The organism is Candidatus Nanosynbacter featherlites (assembly GCF_037013405.1).
GTDB classification, from domain to species: Bacteria; Patescibacteriota; Saccharimonadia; order Saccharimonadales; family Saccharimonadaceae; genus Nanosynbacter; species Nanosynbacter featherlites_B.
The window spans coordinates 784,733-804,253 of record NZ_CP146064.1; the positions used below are offsets into that span (position 1 = coordinate 784,733).

Annotated in this window: 20 protein-coding genes and 1 pseudogene; 5 read left to right on the forward strand and 16 right to left on the reverse strand. The window is 42.5% G+C overall.

Going from position 1 to position 19,521, the window contains the following annotated elements; translation table 11 throughout:
• The 5 genes and pseudogenes from V4210_RS04225 (at position 1) to V4210_RS04250 (ending at position 3,893) form a co-directional block, all read left to right on the forward strand.
• On the forward strand, positions 1–549 hold the full coding sequence (locus V4210_RS04225; RefSeq protein ID WP_338520802.1) for an NUDIX hydrolase: 549 nt from the start codon (positions 1–3) through the stop codon (positions 547–549).
• Positions 546–1,977, forward strand: a pseudogene (locus V4210_RS04385) (sugar nucleotide-binding protein). Before V4210_RS04225 ends, V4210_RS04385 begins: the two are co-directional and overlap by 4 nt.
• A complete protein-coding gene (rfbA, locus tag V4210_RS04240; RefSeq protein ID WP_338520806.1) occupies positions 1,974–2,831 on the forward strand; it encodes a glucose-1-phosphate thymidylyltransferase RfbA in 858 nt (285 codons plus the stop codon). Before V4210_RS04385 ends, rfbA begins: the two are co-directional and overlap by 4 nt.
• Positions 2,832–2,841: 10 nt before the next feature.
• A complete protein-coding gene (locus tag V4210_RS04245) occupies positions 2,842–3,546 on the forward strand; it encodes a glycosyltransferase family 2 protein (RefSeq protein WP_338520808.1) in 705 nt (234 codons plus the stop codon).
• Positions 3,543–3,893, forward strand: a complete 351-nt coding sequence (locus V4210_RS04250; protein ID WP_338520809.1) for a hypothetical protein — start codon at positions 3,543–3,545, stop codon at positions 3,891–3,893. Before V4210_RS04245 ends, V4210_RS04250 begins: the two co-directional genes overlap by 4 nt.
• A 9-nt stretch (positions 3,894–3,902) precedes the next feature.
• Here V4210_RS04250 and V4210_RS04255 read toward each other — a convergent pair whose 3' ends face one another.
• The 16 genes from V4210_RS04255 to rpmH form a co-directional block, all read right to left on the reverse strand.
• Entirely contained in the window at positions 3,903–4,697 is a 795-nt protein-coding gene (locus V4210_RS04255) for an NAD-dependent epimerase/dehydratase family protein (RefSeq protein ID WP_338520810.1), read from the reverse strand.
• Complete coding sequence (locus tag V4210_RS04260) at positions 4,694–5,491, reverse strand: glycosyltransferase (protein WP_338520811.1); 798 nt, start codon at positions 5,489–5,491, stop codon at positions 4,694–4,696. The genes V4210_RS04255 and V4210_RS04260 overlap by 4 nt, the downstream gene beginning before the upstream one ends.
• A complete protein-coding gene (locus V4210_RS04265; protein ID WP_338520812.1) occupies positions 5,488–6,471 on the reverse strand; it encodes a glycosyltransferase family 8 protein in 984 nt (327 codons plus the stop codon). The genes V4210_RS04260 and V4210_RS04265 overlap by 4 nt, the downstream gene beginning before the upstream one ends.
• Positions 6,472–6,482: 11 nt before the next feature.
• The gene (locus V4210_RS04270) at positions 6,483–7,340 is read right to left on the reverse strand and encodes an SDR family oxidoreductase (RefSeq protein ID WP_338520813.1); all 858 of its coding nucleotides are present in this window, start codon (positions 7,338–7,340) and stop codon (positions 6,483–6,485) included.
• On the reverse strand, positions 7,337–8,593 hold the full coding sequence (locus V4210_RS04275) for a lipopolysaccharide biosynthesis protein (protein WP_338520814.1): 1,257 nt from the start codon (positions 8,591–8,593) through the stop codon (positions 7,337–7,339). Before V4210_RS04275 ends, V4210_RS04270 begins: the two co-directional genes overlap by 4 nt.
• Before the next feature lie 14 nt (positions 8,594–8,607).
• Positions 8,608–10,038 carry a DUF2142 domain-containing protein gene (locus V4210_RS04280; protein WP_338520815.1) on the reverse strand — a complete coding sequence of 477 codons (1,431 nt, stop codon included), beginning with the start codon at positions 10,036–10,038 and terminating at the stop codon, positions 8,608–8,610.
• Positions 10,039–10,073: 35 nt separating this feature from the next.
• Positions 10,074–12,398 (reverse strand): hypothetical protein, encoded by a 2,325-nt coding sequence (locus V4210_RS04285; RefSeq protein WP_338520817.1) that lies wholly within the window; start codon positions 12,396–12,398, stop codon positions 10,074–10,076.
• Positions 12,399–12,998, reverse strand: a complete 600-nt coding sequence (locus V4210_RS04290; protein WP_338520818.1) for a hypothetical protein — start codon at positions 12,996–12,998, stop codon at positions 12,399–12,401.
• A gap of 55 nt (positions 12,999–13,053) precedes the next feature.
• Positions 13,054–14,058, reverse strand: coding sequence for a glycosyltransferase family 2 protein (locus V4210_RS04295; protein ID WP_338520820.1), 1,005 nt, complete (start codon positions 14,056–14,058; stop codon positions 13,054–13,056).
• Positions 14,051–15,265, reverse strand: a complete 1,215-nt coding sequence (locus V4210_RS04300; RefSeq protein WP_338520821.1) for a hypothetical protein — start codon at positions 15,263–15,265, stop codon at positions 14,051–14,053. The genes V4210_RS04295 and V4210_RS04300 overlap by 8 nt, the downstream gene beginning before the upstream one ends.
• Positions 15,262–16,479 (reverse strand): ABC transporter ATP-binding protein, encoded by a 1,218-nt coding sequence (locus V4210_RS04305; RefSeq protein WP_338520822.1) that lies wholly within the window; start codon positions 16,477–16,479, stop codon positions 15,262–15,264. Before V4210_RS04305 ends, V4210_RS04300 begins: the two co-directional genes overlap by 4 nt.
• Complete coding sequence (locus V4210_RS04310) at positions 16,479–17,288, reverse strand: ABC transporter permease (protein WP_338520824.1); 810 nt, start codon at positions 17,286–17,288, stop codon at positions 16,479–16,481. The genes V4210_RS04305 and V4210_RS04310 overlap by 1 nt, the downstream gene beginning before the upstream one ends.
• Positions 17,289–17,313: 25 nt before the next feature.
• The gene (locus tag V4210_RS04315; protein WP_138079709.1) at positions 17,314–17,772 is read right to left on the reverse strand and encodes a protein jag; all 459 of its coding nucleotides are present in this window, start codon (positions 17,770–17,772) and stop codon (positions 17,314–17,316) included.
• 12 nt (positions 17,773–17,784) lie between these two features.
• Positions 17,785–18,717, reverse strand: a complete 933-nt coding sequence (locus V4210_RS04320; RefSeq protein ID WP_338520826.1) for a YidC/Oxa1 family membrane protein insertase — start codon at positions 18,715–18,717, stop codon at positions 17,785–17,787.
• A gap of 25 nt (positions 18,718–18,742) precedes the next feature.
• Positions 18,743–19,090, reverse strand: coding sequence for a ribonuclease P protein component (gene rnpA, locus V4210_RS04325; RefSeq protein WP_338520827.1), 348 nt, complete (start codon positions 19,088–19,090; stop codon positions 18,743–18,745).
• 74 nt (positions 19,091–19,164) lie between these two features.
• The gene (rpmH, locus tag V4210_RS04330) at positions 19,165–19,302 is read right to left on the reverse strand and encodes a 50S ribosomal protein L34 (protein WP_138079764.1); all 138 of its coding nucleotides are present in this window, start codon (positions 19,300–19,302) and stop codon (positions 19,165–19,167) included.
• Positions 19,303–19,521 lie beyond the last annotated feature (219 nt).

The following is a 19,521-nucleotide window of genomic DNA, read 5'->3' on the forward strand; positions in this document are numbered from 1 at the left end:
ATGACAGATGTGCCGTCAAAAACGAAAGTCAGTAGTAAAATCGTCTACCAAAATCCTTGGATCACCATTCACGAAGATCAGACTATTAGTCAAGACGGAAACACCGGAATCTATGGCTATATGGAGTCGCGAGATTCGTGCATGGTTGTAGTGGTAGACGATCAAGAGCGCTTATATTTGGTGCGTGGCTTTCGCTATCCCTCACAGAGCTTTGGCTGGGAGCTACCCGGTGGTGGGGGCGACAATGAAGATCTATTAGAAGCCTCGAAGCGCGAACTTGAAGAAGAAACCGGCATCATTGCTCAGTCCTGGCAGAAACTAGGCGAAGCGTATGTTTGTAATGGCCTATTGACAGAGAAAATGGCCGTTTGCCTGGCCCAAAAGCTAAGTTTTACTGGCCAGCGCGAACAAAGCGATGAAGTGTTTAGCGATATGCGGTTTTTCACGCCTGATGAGATTGATGATTTGATTCGAGATGGCGAGATTAATGATTGCCAAACTCTGGCAGGACTACATTATTATCAACTATGGCGAAAGGATACTATATGAGCTTCGATCCAAGCGGCTACAACGAACTAACCGTCACCGAATCACCCATCCCCGGGTTATTCGTCGTCAAACTACCAGTCCATGGCGACAACCGCGGCTGGTTCAAAGAAAACTACCAAAAAGAAAAAATGGAAGCACTGGGACTGCCGTCATTTACCATCGTGCAAAACAACATCAGCTTTAACGATAAAGCTGGCGCCACTCGCGGTCTACACGCCGAGCCGTGGAATAAGTTCATCTCCACTGCCAACGGCCGCGTATTCGGCGCATGGTGCGACCTTCGTCAAGGTGACAGCTTCGGCCGAGTCTTCACGCACGAGATTAACCCTGGCACAGCAATTTTCGTGCCCAAAGGCGTTGCCAATGGCTATCAAGCGCTCGACGACAACATTGCCTACACCTACCTGGTCGACGCGCACTGGTCGCCAGACGCCACATACACCTTTGTCAATCTGTTTGATCCAGCACTTGGTATCGACTGGCCCATCAGCCAGGACCAAGCAATTATTTCCGAAAAAGACGCTGCTCACCCGTTACTTACAAACGTAATACCAATGGAGGTGTAATATGGATTCAAGTAATATCTTTATCGTCGGAGCGAACGGCCAGCTAGGACGAGCACTTCGTCGGCAATATCCAGAAGCTCAGTTCGCCGACATAGACGAGATGGATATCACTGACCGCCAATCAGTTGAGTCATTCGATTGGTCAGGAATATCAATCGTTTTAAACGCAGCAGCCTTTACTAACGTTGACGGCGCGGAAACACCAGAGGGTCGCGTAGCAGCCTGGAAGGTTAACGCCTCAGCGGTTGCAAACCTAACTCGAGTTTGCCGCACTCACAACATGACTTTAGTGCATATTTCTAGTGATTACGTATTTGACGGGACGAAAGAACCTCATTTTGAAAATGAAGACTTCAGCCCACTGAGTGTTTATGGTGCATCAAAAGCGGCTGGAGATTTGTTAGTTGAACAACTCGATACGTTTTATTTGCTGCGCACCACTTGGGTGATTGGTGAAGGTAAAAATTTCGTCCGCACCATGCTGGGATTGGCAGAGAAAAATATTTCACCAACTGTTGTTCACGACCAAATTGGCCGATTAACCTTTACTCGTGAATTGGTGAGAATTATTGACCACCTGCTGTCAACTCAAGCACCATTCGGCACATACAATGCCACAAATGATGGCCCGTTGGAAAGCTGGGCAGACATTACCAGGCAAATTTTTGCGCTAGCTGGGCGCAATGACCTAACCGTTACCAATACGACAACGGCTGAATATTTTGCCGGCAAAGATGGAATTGCACCACGTCCATTAGGCAGCAACATGAGCCTTGACAAGTTACATTCAACTGGATTTACTAGCCGTGATTGGACGCACGACCTGAAAGATTATATACTGAATCAAAAGGAGTTTTTATGAAAGGAATAATTTTAGCAGGTGGATCTGGAACGCGCCTTTGGCCAATTACCCAAGCGATTAGTAAACAGTTAATGCCAATTTATGATAAGCCGATGATTTATTATCCGCTTACCACGCTGATGCAGGCAGGAATTCGCGACATTTTGATAATCACCACACCAGACGACCAAGCTGGCTTTCAACGACTGCTTGGCGATGGCTCACAATGGGGTATTAATCTCGAATATGCCGTTCAACCCAATCCAGATGGCCTCGCACAAGCTTTCATTATTGGTGAAGAATTCATCGGTAACGACAAGGTGGCGTTAGTCCTAGGAGATAATATCTTCCACGGTGAGCGCCTGGATGAGTCTCTACAGGAGTGTACCAATCCTGACGGCGGTACGGTTTTTGCTTACAAAGTGTCTGACCCAGAACGATACGGTGTGGTCGAGTTTGATGAGCAAAACCAAGCTATCTCCATCGAAGAAAAACCAGCCGAGCCAAAGTCAAACTTTGCTGTTGTTGGTTTGTATTTCTACGATAATGACGTGGTCGAAATTGCCAAGAACGTCAAACCATCCGACCGCGGTGAGCTAGAAATTACCTCCATCAATGCTGAATATCTCCGCCGCGGCAAATTGCAAGTCCAGACTCTAGATAATGGTGATGTTTGGCTAGACACCGGGACGATTGACAGCCTGACCGATGCCTCTGATTTTGTTCGTGTCATCCAAAAACGGACTGGTCGCATCATTGGTAGTCCGGAAAAAACTGCCTTTAAAAATGGCTGGATCAGCCGAGAGCAGCTTGACACACTCGCTGAACCACTTAAAAAATCTGGATATAGTAACTATTTCACAAGGTTGTTATAATATAGCTAGCATGAAACGAGTTTGTGTTATCATACCTGCCTACAACGAGGGTGCGGTTATTCAGGACGTTATCAAGAAATCCAAGAAGGTTTTTTCAAAGGCACATAAATCCTATTCTATTGATATTGTGCTTGTCAATGATGGATCAAAAGACGACACACTTAAGCAAGCACAAAAAGGTGGTGCGATCGTCATTGATCACATCTTAAACTCTGGTGCTGGCGGCGCTACCCTGACTGGGCTTGCCTACGCACGACAATACGGCTACGATATCGCTACCACCATGGATGCTGATGGGCAACACGACCCAGAGGATGTTCTAGTGGGAATCAGGCAGAGCGACACCTCTGATACCGACTTACTCATTGGCAGCCGACTCATCAACAGTGAGGGTATGTCTAGGACTAAGGTTTTAGGAAATAAAGGTCTCAGCTTCATCACTTATGCTCTGTTTGGTATCAATGTCACTGATTCACAGTCCGGTCTACGAGTTTACTCGCGAAAGGCAATTGACAACCTTGACTGGAAATCAACTGGCTATGAATTTTGCTCAGAAATGATTTGGCGTGCTAAACAAGCAGGTATGATTATTTCCGAATACCCGATTAAAGCAATCTATACTGACTACTCCCGTGCCAAAGGTCAAAACAACTGGAACGCTATTAACATCGTCAAACGACTATTCAAGCAACGACTAACGGAGCTATTCGAATGAGATATCTTATCCTTGTACTACTTAACGTGCCCATTATTCTGGCAGCACTAATCAATATCATCACTCAATACAAACTACGCAAGGTCAGCACGGCACGCTTTCGCCATCAGCTCATTATCTGGTTGGTTATCATGATTGTTCTGGTGGGATCGTTCCCGATGTATAATATCTCACTTGGACATCCACCACTTGATTCATCGGAACTTAGCCTATTTGATATCCTGCAAACTACCACTATCATCCTCCTGTTCTACATCGCTAATACACAGCGCCAACGTATCGACCAAAATGAGCGTAGACTGCGCGATTTACATCAAGAATTATCGATCAGATTGTCTAAAAAATAGGTGTATTATCTAGCCTGTAATCATTCTTATCTTTGAGTCATCACCCCAAACTGCCGGCGAATCATACGGCCTGTCCGGAAACGCTCCATACTGCAATTTGATATGATAGTGATTGTCTTGTATGTATTGTTCAACCCGCTCAGCTAGACTAACTGGTTTACCAGAACAAATATTGATTATTCCCGTTACCTTATCTTGAGTGATAGTCGCTAACACTTGATCCGAAAATTCATCAATATGCAAAAAATCATATTTATTTTTGCCTGTCGTGAAAGGAAATTCGGTTTTACCGTCAGCAGCAGCTTGTGCGATTTTGGAAAATATCGAGTGGCCGCCCATATCATCGCCATAGATATAAAAACCACGCAGCCAATATAAGCTAATGTCGCTATCTTTTGTGAGCAGCATCATACTTTGCCGCAAGGCATTTTTGGCAACACCGTATTGAGACAGCGGATCGCACGGTGTCTGCTCATCGATTGCGCCTTCCCAGTACCCAACCTCATGCATGCTACCCATCACCGCCACATTCTTGCCGCCACTGTTGATATATGACCGCAAAAAATCGTAGTGATGAGAGAGATTTTTCATATGTTCTGGTGAATTGTGTCGAAAGCCATCTCGCCAAGCTAAATGCAGTAAAATATCAGGTTTTTGTAACGCTTCAAATATATTGTCGTGTTGAGCAAAAATATCGATATCGCTCGATCTATCAATAGCTACCACCTCATGGCCATTCTTTTTAGCTAGCGCAGCAATGTGACGCCCGATATATCCACTTGCTCCAGTGATAGCAATTTTCACCCGTTACTCCGCTCACTGAGTCGATATACTGATGAGATGATTTTAGCTATTGGTTTTGGCCAAAACTTTGACAAAATCATATATTCTTCCTTGGCACGAGCATTGTCGCCAATCGCCTTGGTGGTGATTGAACCTTCATGGATACGATGACCCATTAGTGATTTTTTAATATACCCAAAGCCGTAAGTATTTTTAGATAGTTTTTCCCACGCCCAATAATCAAACGTCGCTATCAAATCAGACTCAAAAACCGGAAGCTTGTAGTGACCTTTAACAAAAGTTACAGCTGGACAGCAAATTGGATCACCAAAAGACAGAAGCAATCTCTTAGTAAATCGACTTTTTTTGGAAATCGCCAGCGGCCAGCAAAGCATATTTTTAATAACTAAATTTAGAGATTTAGTCACCGCAAAATTGCCTTTGATGTCATAGGCCCTAGTAAAGATAATGCAACTATCCTGGTGTTTTTCATAATACGCAACCACCTCTGAAGAATAATTATAGTCATATATCTCATCGTGGTTAGCGACGGTAGTTAGTGTCGTCTCAGAAACTGACAACCCAAAATCAAAATCACTCGCCGCGCCTTTGCCTCTATCTTTTTCTGGTCGAGCAATCACTTTTAGGCCATACTTTTCAGCGATAGCATCAATAAAAGCATTTGGTGTTGATGTAGCAATTACAACATCACTGTTATATTGCTGATTCATCACAGATTTAACACAATCTTCCAAAAATGGTGATTCTTTATAGGCTAAAACGACAAAAGTGTGCTGCGATTTACTGCTCATCATTTCTTCCTCGCAAATTTGCGATTAACCGCCCAGGCGTACAGTTTAACAATTATTGATTGTGGCAATAAGTCATATAGTCGCCAGTTCATATCCTTCTTGGCTACTGGCATCGTAGTATTTTTCCACGGCGTCAGATGTAGATACTTACGCCACAAAATACCAACTGGGTTTTCATTACCTTGCTGCCATGGCCGACCATTCATACCAAACTGTGAGTGAATAATCTTTGGTGTGTAGTAACTCTCCATGATCTCATCATAACTATAAAAGCTTTCGGGTAAGAAGCCGTTAGCTTTGATGTATTTTTTAATATCATAGCCATAGAACACAGTCGAGAAATTATACTCCACACCAACCTTCTTGATCTTGCCTTTGAAAAATACATTACATAGATCTTGGTCAGCCACCTCATAGTGATTATGTCGCAAATGCTCGCGCATCTTGGCATCAATCTTATCTTTCATCCATTTTTTGTGATTAATCAGCATAATTCCGCAGTTAAAGTAGCCGTCGGTTGGTTTCAAACCGATGACCTCTTTATGTGCGTTTACCATAGTAGCGTCATATGACAATGCCATTACATTATCTTCAAAATCAAGTTCCAAAAGACCATCGAGCGCTCCGCTGATAACCGTGTGTGGGTTAATGTACAAGATTCGGTCTGTTTTGATATCAAGCTTAGCAAACGCCAGCATTTTATACCATGTGATATACAGCCCCTTCCACGCCTTGACGCCGATCTCTTTCAGTTCATCAGGGTAGCTTGAGACATCAACAAACGTGATTGTGGCATTTTGGTAGTTACCAACCATTTTATTAAACTTATTGATGCTAGCTTTTTTGAGCTGGTGTCCGAGATAAAAAATATTAATCTCTTTCAAGTGTTTGTTGTTTTCCAAAAGTGACACAATAGAGATTGCGCTAACTACGGCATAGTTGTCATCGCTCTGGTATATAACGTTTAGAGTTCCTTTATTCATGCCTGCAATTCCTATCCATTAACCGGCAGTTGTTTAATGTAGTCTTTCAACATGTCCGTATAGTCTCTTGGTGTGAAACCCGCTCGACGCAACTTCGACAAATCCATATCACTGTTGAGCGGTCGTGGCGCAAAGCCTGGTTTACTGGCTGCATATTCCTCGGTGGAAATCGGCTGCACACGGTTACGGTCATGTCCAGCATATTCAAAAACATCGGCAGCAATTTCATGCCATGACTTTACTGGACCATCATTGGATACATTATACAGTCCATATGCCACATTATTATCCAAAAAATACTTGGTAGCTCGAGCAATCTCTGACGCAAACGTTAGCCGACCAAATTGGTCATCGACGACTTTTGGATTGATACGCATATCCGCCAAGTTTTTCATGGTTTTTGGCATATTATGTCCATCACCAACAACCCATGACACTCGCATAATGTAGTGTTTTGGCACTAAACTAACCGCCAAATCGCCCGCCGCCTTACTTTCTCCATAGACCAAAAGAGGTGCAACTACTTCATCATCTTGATGGTTTTTCTCTCGACCATCCCAAACATAATCTGACGAATAGTGGACAAGGGTTTTGTTTTGTTCAATCGCAATTTTAGCGAGGTTACGTGGACCATAAGCATTAGCTAGCCATGTCTTAGCACGCAGCTCGTCTGTCTCAGAACCATCGGCATTAACCAAAGCTGCTGCATTGATGATAACGTCGTATTTTGACCAGTCAAAGGCCTTTACTTGCTCCTCATCGGCTATATCCAACTCTTCTCGTGATAATGCCTTAGCGTCTGGAAACATGGCACACAACGCCTTACCTAGTTGTCCACCTGCTCCTAAAATTACGTATTTCTTACTCATAACTCCCCTTTATCTTTGTCAGTTATTATAGCATCTTTTAGCGATCGCTTATAGATAACTAACAGAAGTGTCACTTGCAACAAGCTAATCATCATAAAAACCAACACACTACCCAACATCGCTAATCGCTCAATCAAACACATAGACACCACTACCGCCAAAATATCTGTGAGTAATAATGTATAAAATTGTCCCTTAAACCGACGCATGATGATTAGTAGGTTAACATAAATCGACACAAAAGCGTTCGCCGCCGCACCAATCACCATAATTGTTAAATCGAGTTGGAAATTATTAATATTGATGCCAAAAATAACATTAAGCACCCAAACACCAATCAGATAGCTTAGAACAACCGAAAGCACTCCCATTCCAAAAGTTATGTGATTCATTTTACTAACAACTTGCGCAAATTCCTTCAACTTTCTTTTTACTAATAGTTCAGATAGATTCACCACATTTGGCTGAATGATAAACGAGATAAAGAGTCCAAGAAGCGTAATCGGCATCGCCATAATACCAAAATAACCAATCTGGTCAGGATGCGATTTATCTAAAAAATACCGTGGGATATTGAGTGAAAACATCGTCAAAAACATCACAACAAACACCGCTGACGTGTGTTTCATGATAGCAACAGCCTGAGCGATATATTCTTTGCATAGTTTTTTACTTACGTTAATAACTTCAACGCGTCGCACCCAAAGTATATCGTAGAGGAATATGATAAGCACATTAACCAACAATATTGCCAATGTACCGTATATAACATTTTTGGTGACAATGTCAACCGCCATGAACGCCGCAAAACCAAGCATCGCTTTCATGGTTAATGATATACCAGCGACATATAACTTATGATGAATTTGTAAAACACCATACAGCGAGTCAGCAATTGATTCTAGGATTTTAAAGGTCACTAAAATCATAATTAAGCCTGTTTTTGTAGCGTTATAGCCGTTCAGCACACAGAATACTACTGCGGAAATCGCCACAATAAGTGATGCGATGAAGCGTACGGCGACGTATCCACCACTCGAAAACTCCCGCTTAACATCAGACACTTGATAGGTCCGACCACCCCATAAAGAAACCGCCCAAAACACCACTGAAAGTGACAACGCAAACGAAAACAGTCCAGAATCGTCAATGCCATTTAGTCGAGTGATGACAATGAGTAATACCGGAGAGATCGCACTCTGTAGTAATGAACCCAGCGAGTTCCAGAGATAATCTTTTTTGATATTTTGCATACAGTCGCCTCACGTTACGGGGTATACATGAAATACCGCTGAAACGTTATCAATAGCGCCATTATCACCAATAACAAAATGATTAGCGATGAAATCATGATGATATTTTTCTTATCTTGAGGTTTTAGCTCAGCTCCTCGACCCAAAAATATCGCCATGAAAATTATGATAAGTGTTGGCAAGAAATAGCGACCCTGGACCCCGTAGATGATGTCAAAGTTATATGGTGTATACGTTAGATAGATAGCTACATTAACTGCAACAAAGTGTACCGCGGCCAAACCTACAGCTAACCAACGCCAAGAGTTCGGGATAGTAAGCTTACTCTTGTCCTTTCCTAACGATACCGTTGCTGTCATTCCTAACACAAAGATATATATATAACCCATCCATAATGGATATAATGTATCGGCCGCACCAAAAGTACCAATTACACCTCGAGCTTCATCATCACCAAATGATGTCATATATGAATTCCACAAAACACGAGGTCCTCGTCTTGGATGTTCTTTGAGATTCTGTAATTGTTTATCTGATTGTATATTTTGAGGCAATGAATCACTTCTGTATTCATATTCTCCTGCATTGTTCGCCATCACTATATTAGCTCCAAGCAGCAATACACTGATAATTGTAGCCGCAATCGACCAACGCCAAAAATGCTTCTTTTTTACCAAAATAATGATCAATGGCAAAAACAGATATAGTAGCGGCTTAGACCAAACGATCGCACCGCACAGCATGGCTAATTTAATCCATTGATTACGTTGGATGTCGGTCGATTGTACATACAGGCGTAGCGTATATGCAAGGAATAACAACAATAAAGCATATGATACTCCATCAGTTCCTACCATAGACTGCTGGAATAACATCATTGGCAACAACGCAACAAACGTAAATAAATATTTTTTACCTGGTAATAGTTTAATAGCAAAATAAACTATTACCACTGACGCTAAAGCTAATAGTATTCGTGCAATATAGAGAGAGATAACCGGGCTGAGATTAAAGACGTTAGCCAAAAATACCCCTGGAACAGCTGGTAAATAGGTTAGAAAATTGTATGAAACCATAGGCGGTTGATACCGCTCACTTGGGTTCAATGATCTCTTGACAGCTTGCTTAGTGCGATTAAAATCATATTTTTTAGCTGAAAAACCGCGAATCTCATCATCATAGAACGTTAGTCTCAGCGTCTCACCAATAGATTTTGGCAAACTAGCACCAGTGCTTTTTGGGTTGACTGGTATAACATATCCGTGTGCGATATACTGCACACGAATATAATGCTCTGGCTCATCAGGACCTTGAAATGGAGGGGTGATGATCGCAAAGCCTAATGCACCAATTAACCCAACTATAAGGTAGATTTTATGCGGCTGACTACACAGCAACACTAACTTTTTCTTGACACTATCAAGCTTCTCTCGCACCGTCTTCATATAGCACTAATTATACACTCATGTTCGCTGTTTTGCTATATGAGTTCACCCTTAGCTAGTAGGCTAACTGTGATATAGGAAATCTTAACGATAGGCAGTTTTTCTTTATTCAGCTCAACAAATTTTTGCCAGCTACGAATCGGGTGCAAAGTTCCGTTCCTTAGATGATAGATTGTACCACCTGGATCGCCCACAAACTGCGGCAGTTTTGCTTCTTTGGTCAGTATGGCGCATGTTTTGCTTTGTAGTGGATATGGGTTTTGTGACGGTAGGTGTAATTCATATAATGTACCGCCCATTCCTAAGTAACTGCGGCCCTCGCAACTAACATATGGAGACAAGACTCGGTTGCTGACTTTGTATTTTTCAACCACCCTGTCATCAACTTGGCGGATGGCGCCATTGACACCCAAATCAGCAGCTTGATCAAAGTGTGACAGCGGGATGAGTGTGTCGTATCCATCAGAAACATATACCGTACCATTAGAGGGTGCTTTTACCATTTTACCGGGTGCAAAGACCACGTTGCCTGAAGGAATCTTTCGAATAGTCTCACCAGATAGCCAAGCGATAGTTGGTCGCTCAGTCTTAGTGATGGCAAATACATCCTCCATAGCAACTATCGGTCGTTTCTGGCGTGATTCCATGACATATACCGTGCCATTATCTGACGATTTCAGGGTCACAACATCGTCCAGCGCCCCAGATCCAGGCAACGAGCGGACCGTTTCTTCTGATAGCGCCAACGGACTGACTGGTATATCTTGTGGCTTAGTGACTTTCTTTTTACCCTGATTGGTAATGAGGAATGTCTCCCCGGCTGGATTTTTAACATAATCATCGACTGTTTGATTAGTTTGCGGTAGTTTGTTGATGCTTTCTTGTTGCAATACACCGCCGCCAAGCGATTGCAAGGTTTGATCGACATATTCAGAGTGTCTAATGTTGTGTAATGTTCCGTTGCTAATCAGCTTTTGGTGACCAGTGTCTCTGTTTCTCACGACCGCTGCCTCTCTGACGATTGGTGTGCCGTATGGCAGATATTGAATGGCTGATTCGCCCAGAACATTATATCCCTGGTCGTATTGTTGCAAAGCTAATGATTTGTCATCCAAGACCTCACGGCGCGTACCATTTTGGATATAGAATCGCTTACCACTAGTTGTCTTATAGCCGTGTCCCATGCGCGGACCGTGATAGAATTTATTCACTTGTGCCTCAGTCAGTAACATACTATTGCCGCAATCCATACCGTATTGTGCCACCATGGCACAGGTTGTAAATGCCAGTCTGATGCCAGAATCATAGAAATACACCGTGCCGTCAGGTGATCGCATCAATCGATTCGCTACCTGGCCTGTCGGAATTTTATCTAGATACGCTTGAGACACAAAACCAACACCACCCAGAGGAGATAATGCCGCCAAAATGTCATAGTTCGGTACCGGATATTTAACATTATCCGACACCAGGTAGACTGTTGCGTTATCATGAGACCTCAGCAAGGTACTGTTGACGTGGGTGCTACCAAACCACTCCCTAAACATATAGAAGAAGTTGCGGTTGCCGTATGCTCCACAGTGTGCCGTGCCAGGATAAGCCGCCAGTGCTGCATCATTTGGTACATATGGTGTATAGATATACAGGCTGGCAGTTGCGTAATTTTCAATATATACATCTCGGTAGCCACAAGCAGGATTTGGGTTATACAAAATTCTATTGACTCGACCCGGCTGATAATTATAGTTTTGAATTTCGTTGCGATATTTTCGTAATTGCCAAGCAGCTTTATTTACTTGCTTATAAAAGCCGGCTTTTTCATTATCACAGTTTGCAGAATAACCTGGACCACTGTCAGGACAGCCATAACCCATGGCATATTTGTACTGTGACCGCAACGGCCAAGAGTCGGCAAACAACGGACCAGCCGATTCTTTTCTTAATGTTACCAACAATACTTGTGGGTTAATTTGATATCGTTGCGCAGCATCCCAGATGATTTGACCAGCATTGATACCACCAGGAAAGGCACCGCCACCACGATCAAAGGAAGTCTCGCCGTTGTTTGGATTTTCGTGATAATTTTGTAAACAAACGTATGGTGGACCATGCCAGCCACGCTGTGCTGCGTACTGGGCTTTGGTATTGCCGTGGCCAGAAGGTCCAGTACCCCAGGTGTCACACGCCGGTGTGTGCTGTTCAATAAACCGCTGCACTGCCGCCGCAGAACCCATAGCTCGTGAATCATAAAAGATTTCATCATCAATAATCCTACCAGGATTAAAGCCTGAAGCCCCAGCCCCTTGAGAGAGAATGACCGCAAAGGTTAAGCTTAGTAACAATCCTACTATCTTCTTCATTTACTCAACCACCACCGTCATGCCGTCAGCTACACCGTGAGACCTGCCTGAATTATACTCGATTGACACTGTCCACTTACCAGCAGCTCCTAATTCATCTCTACTCACCCGCATCGTTTGACATGAGGTTGAGCTTGGACCAGGAATTACTCCGGCCGTCTTTTTGACGACTCGATTGCCCAGTGTAAATACATAGGTACATGTACCATCCTGTTCGACAGCGTTCGTTACAAATCCGCTAGCGGTGATAGTATGCTTATCAACTGACTGCTCAACACTAGTCATCAGCACATAGACTGATTGTTTTTTTGTTTGAGGGTCGGTCTTTGGCTGCGGTGTCACATCAGTGTTTGGTCGAGCTGATTTATTATCTGGATTGTCCTCGACATTTTTAGTGTCTTTTTTCTCAGTTTTGGTTTTGTTTGGATTTACTCCACGACCCTGATCGTCAACCGTAAAAGCCTTGTCCTGATCTGAAAATGGCAACCATTTATTATAGTAAGCTGCCGCCACATACGAGCCAGCAACAACAATTGCCGCCAGTAGTGATATACTGATAATTTTCTTGCGTGATAGTTTAGAAAGTTTTTTCTGTTTCATAGTCATTACCCTAGGATAATGATACAGTAAAAAACCAATTTTTTCAAATTAACCACTAGCTTTTTGATTTTGCTTCAACGTGTTCTAACGAATATCTATCAATCGCCGTGTGGTCGTCCAATTTCGTCAACACTGCCCGACGTACGCCGCGCCATTTTTCTATATTATAAAAAATATTCAACACCAAGTAGAATAGCTTTCTTTTCCGTGAATATTGTTTATCACGCAGCGTAAATAACGTGTCGCGAATCCACCCGATGATGACCATTTTGGTTATCTGAGAAATAGTCGGTAGTGGCACATCAATACCCACACGACGAAGCCCCATCGTCTCGTCAAACATTCGCATTTTGTATTCACGCAGCTTAAATTCATTAGAATGCAACACATTACCCCTGGAGGCATAGGCTTTCATGTAGCCCGCGTTGATAACATCGCGGCCAAACAATTGATCTTCAGCATACGGAACATCTTGATATGGCAATTCACCAGTCAGATAACTGCGACGAGCAGCCGAGTTAACATCAGAATAAAACGCTACTTTATCATAGGTTTCCTGTTTTTTGATAAAAGAATCTTTGTAGAACAATGTTGTTCCAAAATCAGGACCAAAACCATTGAACACACCCATGATTTCGCGCTTCAACAAGGGAAAGGTGGTTGGCCGCGGGTCTTGTTTTCCCATAACACCAATGATACGGTCTGACAATTCAAACGGTTTCGTCATCTCATATAGCCAATATTTATGAGCGGGCGTAGCATCTTGTGACAGGTAAACCACGATGTCGCCTTTTGCATCATGAGCGGCGGCTGCCCGCGTCTTACCGTGACCATATTCCTCTTTTGTGATGGTTTTATACCGTAAGTTTGGGTGTTTTTTAGCATATTTTTTGATGATTTTTGGCGTCTTATCTGTGGAGCTTGTGTCGTAAATCAAAACTTCATAGGTTTTGTCAATTTTTTGTTTGAACACCATTTTTAGCAGATCATCCAAATAGTCCTCACCAAAATACGTTGGGATAAAAACAGTGATGTCGATTTTGTCCGTGTTGTTAGCCACCTATCACCTCACGAATCAGAATGCGCTCAACCTTCTTGTATGATTCGTCCCATGACAAATCTTTGACGCTTTCTGAAGCCTTTTTGGCATAGGTATTGATATTTTTGATCTCAACAACCTTACACAACTCATTAGCCAGTTCAATCGGTGAAGCCGCGGCGTAGTGGATGTATTTATTTTCACCCAAAACCAAGCTGTTGTTTTCGCCTTCGTTCATCACTGGGATACAACCAGCCGCCAGTAACTCGAGCGGCAGTAGCGACACGTTAGTAAGTGACAACACTAAGCACGCTTCAGACTCTTTGTACAGATCAGCCACGTCTTGGTGAGACAAGATACCGCGGTTGACATATGGAAATGGTATTTGATAATTCGACACATCCCAACCAAAGAACTCAATGGTGTATTCTGGATGTTTTTTGTGGAATTTATCTAGTGCAATCACACCCAACTCAAAAGCGCGGCGCTCAGTCACTGGGCGGGCATAGAAACAAATTTTCTTTTGCTTGTCGGCTTTATCTGCCAGGCGGTAGATGTTCATGTCAGCACCAAAGTCAAAATAATCCGCCTTCATGCCGTATTCGCTGACTTTCTTTGTCAGCCAACGACCAGCCGTAATGCCGTAAAAATTCATTTTGTACGTGTTTTCAGCCAACACCGCCTTTGACCCTAGCCCATAAAAGTACGGTTCAAAATCCTGCACAAAGTAAAACTTGTGTGCCTTAGTGTTGATGTTAAATACCGGGTAGGCCGTTTCCCATCCAGTAGCAATCAATGCGTCAGATTCAGTGTATTGTGACACTTTTTTTACGTCGACATCAAAATTGAAACTCTCTGATAAAATCGCCTTAGCTTCAGCTGGTGACTGTGGGTGAATTCCTTCATAGATGTAAAAAGTTACGTCGTGACCCTGTTCTTGCAAGAATCGAGCAAAACGAGTGATGGTGTTTTGTCCACCACTTCCTTTTGAAATAGGAGACAATACCCAACCAATTTTCAAAGACTTCTTTTTTGACTTTTTCTTTGGTGTTTTGTACGGGTGATTGATGTAGTCCGCGTTCATGATGTCTTCAATTGAGGCCATAACTTCAATTGGCTGCTTGATGGCTGGCGCAGTCTTCTTCGACAGATATATTTGAGTTTTCCTGACAGCTTGGCCTAGCCCATTTTGCCTAGTGTAGGTGTAGAATTTGTACAGTTTACTCATGACTTTTTCTCCTTCTTACTTTTCACACTCATCCATGAACCACGTGTCTTCAGTAAACCACCCCTCGGCTTATTTTCTCTCACATAAAACTGACTAATATCCTCCTCTGTCGTGTAAGCAATTGGCTCATACGAATCCTTTTTCTTATCATGAGCAAACAAGGTAGCCGTAATTTCAAAGTCACGGTTGTTAAACAGATCCAATGGCAGAGTATACTTATAAATATGCGTGCCTTTTTTACTGGAGGTTATTTCCACATTATTATCATCGATAAAGAATCCGTCATCAATCACAGAAGTGATGCGATTTGAAGCTTCGTCCAAAATTGAAATACCAAATGACACTTGCCTATCTTCTGGAACAAAATATTTTACTTCAACTTCCAACGTGTCTTTCGGTGTTAACACCTTGTTTTCTACCCTTGTTTGAATATACGCAGTATTTTTCTTTGATTTCTTATCAGTTTTTGCTGTTGACTCTATATTTTCAATAGAATACAAGTTAGCAACTTCATTTGGATCACCCGAGGCAACGATTTTACCAGATTCCAGCATGATAGCTTTATTGCAAAACCGTCGTACTGACGCCATGTCGTGAGTGACCAAGATAACAGTCTTTTTCTGTTTTTTGATCTGCTTGAAATATTCAAAACATTTACGCTGAAAGGCTTCGTCACCGACGGCTAATACCTCGTCCAAGACGAGGATATCGGTATTAGCACGGATGGCAATTGAAAATGCCAAACGCACCTGCATACCACTGGAATAGTTCTTCAGTTTTTGATCCATGAACTGTTCTAGTTCGGCAAAATCAACGATCTCGTCGTACATATTTTCAACTTCATCGTGCGAAAAGCCTAGCAATGCTCCGTTCAAATAGACGTTTTCCCGACCAGTCAATTCTGGGTTAAAACCAACACCAAGTTCAATGAACGGAATCAATTTACCATTAACAATCACCTCTCCAGAGTCGGGCGAATAAATATCAGAAATCAGTTTTAACAGTGTAGATTTTCCACAACCGTTTCGTCCAACGATGCCGAAAAAGTCACCTTTTTCCACCGTAAACGAGATATCTTTTAGAACTTCTTGTTTTTTATAGCCCTTGACACCCTTAGTCCAGTTCAAAAATGCCTGCTTGATACCGTTTGCCTGCTCGGTTGGTAAATTAAAGCTCTTGTATAGATTCTTTACTTCTAGCGCATATTTACTCATCACATATTCTCCGCAAAGGTTTTGCTGCTTTTTCTGAAATAAATAATACCAATAATGACAACAACCACCGTTAGTACAACAGGTATTAGACTAATCCAGATGTTATTTATTGTACTCCAAGTGGTCGGCGTCGTCTGTGGAGCGATAAGGCTATATCGGACATCTTGAATACTTTGTGCAATAGGATTGAGCATCATAACTTTTGCGACTTCTGGGTGAAAATTAGACACCAGGCTAAGTGGATAAATGATTGGGATACTGTAAAAACATATCTGTAAAATCACATCCCAGATATGGCTAATATCACGGAATTTTACGTATAGTGTTGATAATATTAGCGATACACCAAGTGCCAAGATAAACAACTGAATGATGCTCAATGGCGCCAAAAGAGCCCTCCAAGTAAAGTCTACTCCAGAGATAAGTCCAAAGATTAGCACCACAATCAAGTTGATCGACAGACTGATGAGCGCGCTGGACATTGACGAGATGATGATAATGTATTTCGGAAAGTTAATTTTACGCAGTAAGTCACCCCTACTAACGATGGCGTTCATACCAACTGAGGTAGCTTCGGTAAAAAATCCCCAAAGAGCAATACCTAAGAGTAAGACAATTGGATAGGTTTTTGTGCCGTCGGTAAACTTCAAAAATTTCACAAACACCAAATACATCACCAAAAACAGCAACAGTGGCTTCAGTACTGACCATAAGATTCCTAAAAATGAACCTTGATAGCGCAATTTAAAATCAGTTTTTACTAATTCGAGTAAAATTACTCTGTTTCGTTTATTAAACAACTCCTGCATATACCAAGTCCGATTATACCGCTTTTTAATCTTTTAGGCTAATCACAAGTCGTCGATCGCGACCTTCGCCCTCTGAGTGAGTTTCTATGTCATTGAAATCATGTGCGGTGTGGTGTACCGTCCAGCGGTCAGCCGCGTTAAGATCCAACCTCTTAGGCTCGCCAGTGTCTCGGACTTCCTGAAACCAAGCGCGAGCTTTTTCAGCAAGTTTTTCAGCGTGCTGCTGCTTGTAGTCAGCGATATCTAGGTTAACTCGTTCCACTGCGGCATTGCTGTTGCGAAGCAGTGCTGAGAGTAAGTGTTGGATACTGCGCAACGTCTCAGCGCCGCGACCAATCAGTAGGCTATTGTATTGCGTTGATGGAATCTTTACGATCAAAATATCGTCTTCGATGGACACTTCAGCCGTTATATTTAGGTCGAAAAAGGCCATCAAATCCTCAACATATTTCTTGATGTAATCGATTGTTTGCTGCTGATCCATGATTATTCCTCCTTATTCCTTGGCCTTGATCCGGGTGATTTTTGCCTCAGTTGCTGTCGCTGCACGCCTACTTGCTTGAGATTTTTTGGAGTTTTTCTTTGACTTGCTTGGTGTTTTAGAAATAGTCTCCATCTCATCACTATCTCCCTTTAAGATGATGGCATTTTGCGCATATGCCGCAACGTTTGAGACGGTTAGATACAGTGCTAGGGCACCCGGTAGGTTGATGATCACGAAAAACATAAAGATTGGCATAAATTTCATCATCTTGCGCATCACGATAGCATTGATCTCTGACTGATCTGCCTCTTTGCCTTCAGCAGCTTCTTGCATGATATCGCGCAATCGCTTCTTACTGTCGCTCGCTGGAGAAATTTGTTTAGTGGTCAAAAACTGCATCACCGCCGCCAACACAGCCAAAATTAGTAAACTCCAGGTAACACTACTGTTACTAACTGCGTGCTGTGTGAGGTCAACCATCCCCAAAAAGTTCTGATTGAGTTGATCTGGGTGAGCTACTAAATTGGATACTACTGGTAATTGTTCGATAAAATCATATGCGTATTTAGCAAGGTCGCCGGTATGAACCCGGCTAGACACAAAGATTTGCACCACTCGGTAAATACCGATCAATACTGGCAGCTGAATCAAAAGCACGCCAATTGAACCAAACATGCTAATGTTGTGCTCTTTATATAATTCCATCATCGCAAGCGCTCGTGCCTGGCGATCATTCTTGTATTTGGCGTTAATTTTCGCCAGTTGCGGCTGCATTTTGCGCATCGCTTTTGTCTGATGTAGCTGTTTTTTAACCATTGGCCACAGCAGAAGACGGATGATGATAGTAAAGAGGATAATACTGACACCAAAGTCTGGAATTAAGCCGTAAATGGCCATTAAAATATTAAAAATTGGCTGTACAATCAGAACATCAAAAAAACTCATGCCTCACATTATATCAAAAAATATGTCATTTATACAGATTAGCCTGGGAGAATAGTCGTTTAACTTCGTTTTGAATACTCTTGTATTCCATGTGTAAAAAATCAGCCGTAACAATAATCAGCGCTATATCATGATTATCTTTAAGCATTGGCAGCTCAGCTCGAATCACCTCGTACACCCGTCGACGCACCCTATTACGGCGAACGGCTGATTTGAGGACTTTTTTACTGATCACCACAGCAAATCGACTGTGTTTCCGGCGTGGATTGGTGATATATTTTACTGTCATTACACGAGACCTCACAGCATCACCATTTTGATATAAATACCGTAAACTGCCGTGACCGTGAAATCTGTGACGATGCGTTAACATTCTCTTAGTATACCAAATACCACTCCGATATACATCAGGAGTGGTATCAGATCATCGAGCGCACTAAGTATTATTTACAGTGCAATCCGTGCACGACCTTTTAGGCGGCGTCGCTTCAAAACAGCGCGACCAGCCTTTGTAGAAACGCGTGCTCGAAAACCGTGCGTACGGGCACGATGACGTTTGTGTGGTTGAAATGTTCGCTTTGGCATACTGGGTGATAGTTTAGCGTTTTTTTGGTTTTTTTGCAAGTATCAATTGTAGTTTTCCACTGCTCGGTCTATTTTATCCACAATTATAACAGAGGTGACGTGTGCCTGTGGAAAAGTTTACCTCTATTTTCAGTTTCTCTTCCATGAGATGTCTATGCTTGTGGAAAACTCTGTCTTTTTGCTATAGTACAGAGTAGATTATGTGTGAGGGGTTATAAC